This window comes from Brevundimonas sp. CURTG3B2_SDJG, assembly GCF_057364705.1.
Genome location: NZ_JBNFOJ010000179.1, coordinates 1 through 6,283 on the forward strand (window position 1 = coordinate 1; position 6,283 = coordinate 6,283).

The following is a 6,283-nucleotide window of genomic DNA, read 5'->3' on the forward strand; positions in this document are numbered from 1 at the left end:
GCGCCCGCGACCGCGACCATCGCGCGCCGGCGACCGTCGATCCGGTGTCGCCGCCGATGGCTTGGCCAGCCACCGCGCCACCGATCGCGCCGGTCGCCGCGCGCTGCTCCACGGTGGTCCCGCAGGCCGCCAGCAGGGTCAGCGATGCGGCGGCGGCGGTGAGAAGGATCGCGGTTTTCATCGTTGGTCCTCCGGAGAATTGAGGTCCGACGATGAACGTCCGGCCCTCAGGCCCGTTCCGTGCGCGCCTCCGCCACTCTCACGGCCACGGCCAGCCCCGCCGCGACGGCCGCCGCCGGCCACAGAACCGAAACGCCCCATCGCAGATAGCCCAACGCCCCGAGCGCTCCGCCCGCGGCCAGACCGACCCACAGGAGCAGGAAGGGAACCCACTCCCATTTCGGCCCGCCGGTCAGGGCCGTCGCGATCCGCTGGCCCATGCGCACCAGGGTGCCGGTCATGTAGGTCAGGCCCACACCGACATCGCCCTTGCGCTGGAAGACGGCGTTCTCCACCCCCATCGCCAACACGACCGCCGCCATCCCCGGCAAGGTCCATCCCCTCGTGCACAGCCCCGCGGCGATCAGCAGCAGGCCCGCCTCGCAGGCCAGCACGGCCGACCGGCGCTCCTCGCCGACCCGGCGCGCGACCAGGGCCCCGGCGACCACGCCGATGACGAACAGCAGGATGATCCCGGCGGCCACGCCCGCCTGCTCCACCCGTCCCGTGGCCACGGCTACGCCCAGCCGCGTCAGGTTGCCGCTCATGAACGAGACGAAGAACCCGCCCAGCGTCATGAAGCCCACGGCGTCGACGAAACCCGCCAGGGCCGAAAGGCCGGCGGCCAGCATCACACCCCTGTGGCCATATTCCTTCATGCGACTCGCCCTTCGGCGGCAGCCTGACATGACAACGGCCGGATCGTCACGATCCGGCCGCCGCGGGGGTCATCGAAGGAAGCTTCGATCAGCCGACGATCTGGTCGTCCGTGAAGAACTGCTCGATCTCGATCTTGGCGTTGTCCAGCGAGTCCGAGCCGTGAACCGAGTTTTCGCCGATCGACAGGGCGAACTGTTTGCGGATGGTGCCCTCGGCGGCCTGTTCCGGATTGGTGGCGCCCATGACTTCGCGGTAGGCGGCGACGGCGTTCGGGCCTTCCAGCACCTGGACGACGACCGGCTCGGCCGTCATCTGCGACACCAGCTCGCCGTAGAACGGGCGCTCTGCGTGCACGGCGTAGAATTTCTGAGCTTGCTCGGTCGTCAGCTTGACGCGGCGCTGGCCGACGATGCGCAGGCCGGCGCCCTCGATCACGGCGTTGATCGCGCCAGTCAGGTTGCGGCGCGTGGCGTCGGGCTTGATGATCGAGAAGGTGCGTTCGGTCATGGGAGTGACTTCTAGTTGGGAGATTGAAGGTCGCGGGCTTATAGACGCGCCCTCCAGTGTTTCCAAGGCGTCCCTAACGCTCGCGGCGCGGCCGCTCGCTGCTTCAGGGACGGTCGAGTTCGAGCCCGCCAGACCATGCTGCAGATCAACCGCCTGACCCTCAACGCCTGGGGCCGCTCGTTCCTCGACGACGCCTCCGTCAGCCTGCCGCCCGGCGCCAAGGTCGGTCTGGTCGGCCGCAACGGCATCGGCAAGTCCACCCTGTTCAAGGTGATCCTGGGCGAGCTGGTCGCCGGCGGCGACGAAGTCAGCCTGCCCAAGACAGCGCGCATCGGCTCGGTCGACCAGGAGCATCCCGCTACGCCCGTCAGCGTGCTGGAGACCATCCTGGAGGCCGACACCGAGCGCCATGACCTCCTGACCCGGCTCGAGACCGCCGAGCCCGAGGAGATGGGCGAGATCTGGGGCCGCCTGATCGAGATCGACGCCGACGCCGCCCCCGCGCGCGCTTCGGAGATTCTCGTCGGCCTGGGCTTCAGCCAGGAGGACATCCATCGTCCCATGTCGCACTTCTCGGGCGGCTGGCGGATGCGCGTCGCCCTGGCCGCGGCCCTGTTCGCCGAGCCCGACATGCTGCTGCTCGACGAACCGACCAACTACCTCGACCTGGAGGGCGCGCTGTGGCTTGAAGCTCGGTTGAAGAAATATCCGGCGACGGCCCTGATCATCTCGCACGACCGCGAGATGCTGAACGAGGTCTGCACCCACATCCTGCACCTCTCCAACCGCAAGCTGGACCTCTACACCGGCAACTACGACACCTTCGAAAAGACCCGCGCCGAGAAGCTGCGCCTGATGGCCGCCTCCCAGGCCAAGCAGGAAGCCGAACGCGCCCACCTTCAGAAGTTCGTCGACCGCTTCAAGGCCAAGGCCTCCAAGGCGGCTCAGGCCCAGTCGCGCGTCAAGAAGCTGGAGAAGATGGAGCGGATCGAGCTGCCGCCCGAAGAGCGCGTCGCCCCCTTCGTCCTGCCCTCGCCGGAACGCCCCCTGCCCCCGCCGTTGATCCGGCTTGAGCGCGCCAACGTCGGCTACGAGCCCGGCAAGCCCATCCTGCGCAATCTCAACCTGCGCATGGACCTGGATGACCGCATCGGCCTGCTGGGCGTCAACGGCGCGGGCAAGTCGACCTTCGCCAAACTCATCGCCAAGGCCCTGACGGTCGAGACCGGCGAGTTCCATCGCGACGGCAAGATGCGCGTGGGCTGGTTCCACCAGCACCAGATCGAGGCGATGGACCCGACCGACACGCCGCTGGAGATCATCCGGCGCGCCATGCCGGACGCCTCGGAATCCAGCCGCCGCTCGCGCCTGGCCCAGTTCGGCCTGCCGTTCGAGAAGCAGGAGACGACCGTCGCCAGCCTGTCCGGCGGCGAACGCGCCCGCCTGCTGCTGAATCTGGTGGCGATGGACTCGCCCCACATCCTGATCCTCGACGAACCGACCAACCACCTGGACATCGACAGCCGCCGCGCCCTGCTGGATGCGCTGAACGAGTACACCGGCGCCGTCATCCTGATCACCCACGACCGCTCGCTGATGGAGCTGGTCGCCGACCGCCTGTGGCTGGCGGCGGACGGGACCGTCCAGCCCTTCGACGGCGACATGGATGACTACGCCAAGTTCGTTCTCGATCGCGCGAAGCAGGCCGGGATGAAGCCGTCTCAGGTGAAGCATGACCCGGAGCCGGCCCCGGCCGCCCCTCAAGCAGCGAGCGGCCGCGCCGCGAGCGATAGGGATCAGAAGAAATCCGGCCCCTCGCCGTCGACGCTGCGCCATGCGGTCAAGAAGGCCGAAGAGAAGATGACGGCCCTGGCCGCCGACCTCGCCCGGCTCGACGACGACCTGGCCAATGCGGCGGTCCATGACCCGAAGAAGCTCGAGGGGCTCAGCCGGGCCCGGGCCAAGGCCCAGGCCGATCTGGACGCCGCCGAGGCCGCCTGGATGGAAGCCGAGGAAGCCTTGGCGGAGGTCGCCTGATGAAGCCGATCCAGTTCAGCCGCGAGGAGATCGCCGCCATCGCCGCGAAGCTCCGCCCCTATTTCCGGGACGAATTCGACGTCGAGCTGCGCGACCTGCCGGCCGAGATGCTGGTCGACTTCCTGGCCCGCGAGATCGGTCCCTTCTTCTACAACCGCGCCCTCTACGACGCCCAGGCCGTCGTTCAGGCGAAGGCCGAGGCTGTCGCCGAGGCCATCGCCGGCCTCGAGCGGAACTAGCCCTCCCTTTCCTCACCACGGGGCGGATTCCGGTTTCGCCGGGACGAGGAAAGCAGCCGGGCGACGGCGTTACGAAAACCTAACGTGGCGGCGAGCGTCGGACGGTGCAGAGTGCAGCCTCTGGCTGTCAGAGCGCGAAGGTCGCGCTTCCGGGGGGATTCAATATGTCGAAGACTGTTCGCGGCCTGCGTCTCGCGCTTGCCGGCCTGACGGCCGTCGTCCTCTCCGCCGCACCGGCCTTGGCCCAGGATTCCGACCGCATGGACCAGGTCGCCCGGGCCGCCGCCGACGCCGGCGAGTTCTCGGGGGCCGTCCTGGTCGCGCGCGACGGCGAGGTCTTGTTCGATCGGGGCTACGGCTTCGCCAATCGGGAATGGAGCGTTCCCAACGACGGCGACACCAAATTCCGCCTGGGCTCGCTGACCAAGCAGTTCACAGCCGTCGCCGTCCTGCTTCTGAACGAACGCGGCCTGGTCGATCTGGACGCGCCGGTGAAGACCTGGCTTCCGGATGCGCCGGCGGCGTGGGATCGGGTCACGGTCCGCCACCTGCTGGCGCACACCGCCGGCGTTCCCAACTTCACCGACTTTGACGACTACAGCGCCTCCAGGACCCTGCCGGCCACGACCGACAGCCTGATCGCGCGCTTCCGCGATCGCCCGCTGGACTTCCAGCCGGGCGAGGGCTGGAACTACTCCAACTCCGGCTACATCCTGCTGACCGCCGTCATCGAGAAGGCCAGTGGAATCTCCTATGCCGAATTCGTGGCGAAGAACCTGCTACAGCCGCTCGGCATGAGCGACAGCGGCTACGACGATCACGCCGTCGTCCTGCCGCGTCGCGCCGCGGGATACACGCCAACCGCCGCCGGGATCGTCAACGCCGACTATCTGGACATGAGCATCCCGCAAGGCGCGGGGGCCCTGTATTCGACCACGCGCGACATGCTCAAATGGGAACAGGGACTGTTCGGCGGGCGGCTGCTGCGGCCCGCCTCGCTCGCGCTTCTCACGACCCCGGTCCGCAACCGATACGCCTTCGGCCTCTTCGTCGTGGAGAAGGACGGGAACACGACCATCAGCCACTCGGGGGGCATCGAGGGCTTCAACACCCACATGGCCTACGACCCGGCCCGCCGCCTGGCGGTCGTCGTCCTGGGCAATCTGAACGGCGTCGGCTCGGACAAGCTCGGCGAGGCGCTGCTGGCCCTGGCCCGCGGCGAAACCGTCGTCCTTCAGTCCGAGCGCCGCGCGATCACGGTCGCGCCCGAACAGCTGCGGGCCTACGAGGGCGTCTACGAGATGTCCCCGGCCTTCGCCATCACCGTCTCGGTCGTGGACGGCAGGCTGATCCTCCAGGCGACGGACCAGGGGCCGCTCCAGCTGCATCCGGAAGCCGCCGACGCCTTCTTCTTGAGCGAGGTCGACGCCCAGGTCACCTTCACCCGCGGAGCCTCGGGCGCCGTCGAGGGTCTGGTTCTGCACCAGGACGGCCGGACCATGCCCGCACGCAGGAAATAGCCGATCGCGGCGGCGCCTGGCGCGGCGCTGCGGGCGGGGAGGTTCCAGCCGCCCCCGCCCGCGCCGGCCGTCAGCTGCTGCTGGCCTGCAGGTAGGTCTCCTCGTAGGGCTGCACCACGACCCAGCCTTCGCCGGCGAACTTCATCTGGATGCTCTCGCCCGATCCGCGGCCCACCAGAGTCTTCAGCGAGATGTCGGTGGCGATCTCCGGCGACAGGCTTCCCGACCACGCCACCGTGGCGTTGGGATCGGTGAAGACCGGGCCGGTGGCGGCGCTCACCTTCAGGATCAGCGGATCGTAATGGGAGGTGATGGCGACGATGCCGCTCCCGCTCAGCTTCACGTTGAACAGCCCGCCGGACAGCATGCCGGCGACACGTTTCATCATGGTGATCTGGTTGTCGACGCCGTTCTCCAGCGCCAGGACGTCGTTGCCGTTGACGAAGATGGTGTCGTTGTCCAGCCGCAGCAGGGTGATCTTCTTGCCGGTGTCGGCCAGGTAGACGCGACCCTGGCCTTCCATCTTCATCAGCACCATGCCCTCGCCGCTGACGGCCTTCTTCAGCAGATTGCCCAGGCCCTGCTCCATCAGGCCCTGACGGGTGAATTTCACCTGTCCGGTCCGCGCCACCATGGCGCCCGACTTCGCCCATACCGAGCCGTTCAGCCGGATCTCCAGCAGGTACTGGTTCTCCAGCTCGAAGGCTTCGGTGCTGACATCCTTTTCCTTATAGGCGGCGACGAATTCGGCGACGGTCTTGACCGGCATGGGAACCTCAAAGGCGGATTTGCGGGACAATCAGGCTGACTGGATGTTTCGGGTTGAACAAGCCCATCGAGCCGTCGCCGATCAGAGTGCGGAAGCTTCACAATGGTTCCGAACAAGGCGGCGCGGGCCGGATCGCCGACGCCCTGCCGCGGCCACACCCACCCCCCTGATTTTCGTCGACGAGGCCGGCTGACCGCTAGCCGGCCCGGGCCGCCCGACCGACACCGTCACCGTGACGGTCTTGGACACCCAGTCGCCGGCCGCGTCCGACGCCAGCCCCAGGTCCGAAGGCCGCGCGGTCCAGCGTCGTCGTCCCTCCACGACGGCCTGTC

The 6,283-nt window shown here is 68.2% G+C and carries 7 protein-coding genes; 3 read left to right on the forward strand and 4 right to left on the reverse strand.

Annotated elements, in window-relative coordinates; translation table 11 throughout:
• The 3 genes from AC2W7C_RS12255 to ndk form a co-directional block, all read right to left on the reverse strand.
• A partial coding sequence (locus tag AC2W7C_RS12255; protein WP_486001691.1) for a hypothetical protein occupies window positions 1-181 on the reverse strand: 181 nt, incomplete at its 3' end.
• Window positions 182-227: 46 nt separating this feature from the next.
• Window positions 228-878: a YoaK family protein gene (locus tag AC2W7C_RS12260; RefSeq protein ID WP_486001692.1), complete on the reverse strand. Its 651-nt coding sequence runs from the start codon at window positions 876-878 to the stop codon at window positions 228-230.
• Between the two features lie 88 nt (window positions 879-966).
• The gene (gene ndk / locus AC2W7C_RS12265) at window positions 967-1,386 is read right to left on the reverse strand and encodes a nucleoside-diphosphate kinase (protein ID WP_486001693.1); all 420 of its coding nucleotides are present in this window, start codon (window positions 1,384-1,386) and stop codon (window positions 967-969) included.
• Between the two features lie 135 nt (window positions 1,387-1,521).
• Here ndk and AC2W7C_RS12270 point away from each other — a divergent pair, with 135 nt between their 5' ends.
• The 3 genes from AC2W7C_RS12270 to AC2W7C_RS12280 all read left to right on the forward strand — a co-directional run bounded on the left by AC2W7C_RS12270 (window position 1,522) and on the right by AC2W7C_RS12280 (window position 5,182).
• Entirely contained in the window at window positions 1,522-3,423 is a 1,902-nt protein-coding gene (locus AC2W7C_RS12270) for an ABC-F family ATP-binding cassette domain-containing protein (RefSeq protein WP_486001694.1), read from the forward strand.
• Window positions 3,423-3,662 (forward strand): DUF2164 domain-containing protein, encoded by a 240-nt coding sequence (locus AC2W7C_RS12275; protein ID WP_486001695.1) that lies wholly within the window; start codon window positions 3,423-3,425, stop codon window positions 3,660-3,662. The genes AC2W7C_RS12270 and AC2W7C_RS12275 overlap by 1 nt, the downstream gene beginning before the upstream one ends.
• Window positions 3,663-3,826: 164 nt before the next feature.
• Window positions 3,827-5,182 (forward strand): serine hydrolase, encoded by a 1,356-nt coding sequence (locus AC2W7C_RS12280; protein ID WP_486001696.1) that lies wholly within the window; start codon window positions 3,827-3,829, stop codon window positions 5,180-5,182.
• A 70-nt stretch (window positions 5,183-5,252) separates the two neighbouring features.
• Here AC2W7C_RS12280 and AC2W7C_RS12285 read toward each other — a convergent pair whose 3' ends face one another.
• Entirely contained in the window at window positions 5,253-5,951 is a 699-nt protein-coding gene (locus tag AC2W7C_RS12285) for an AIM24 family protein (RefSeq protein WP_486001697.1), read from the reverse strand.
• Window positions 5,952-6,283 lie beyond the last annotated feature (332 nt).

Excerpts from the sequence above, each read along its gene's own strand:
- AC2W7C_RS12260 (WP_486001692.1), bottom strand. The coding sequence starts at position 878 with ATGAAGGAATATGGCCACAGGGGTGTGATGCTGGCCGCCGGCCTTTCG.
- ndk (WP_486001693.1), bottom strand. The coding sequence starts at position 1,386 with ATGACCGAACGCACCTTCTCGATCATCAAGCCCGACGCCACGCGCCGC.
- AC2W7C_RS12270 (WP_486001694.1), top strand. The coding sequence starts at position 1,522 with ATGCTGCAGATCAACCGCCTGACCCTCAACGCCTGGGGCCGCTCGTTC.
- AC2W7C_RS12275 (WP_486001695.1), top strand. The coding sequence starts at position 3,423 with ATGAAGCCGATCCAGTTCAGCCGCGAGGAGATCGCCGCCATCGCCGCG.
- AC2W7C_RS12280 (WP_486001696.1), top strand. The coding sequence starts at position 3,827 with ATGTCGAAGACTGTTCGCGGCCTGCGTCTCGCGCTTGCCGGCCTGACG.
- AC2W7C_RS12285 (WP_486001697.1), bottom strand. The coding sequence starts at position 5,951 with ATGCCGGTCAAGACCGTCGCCGAATTCGTCGCCGCCTATAAGGAAAAG.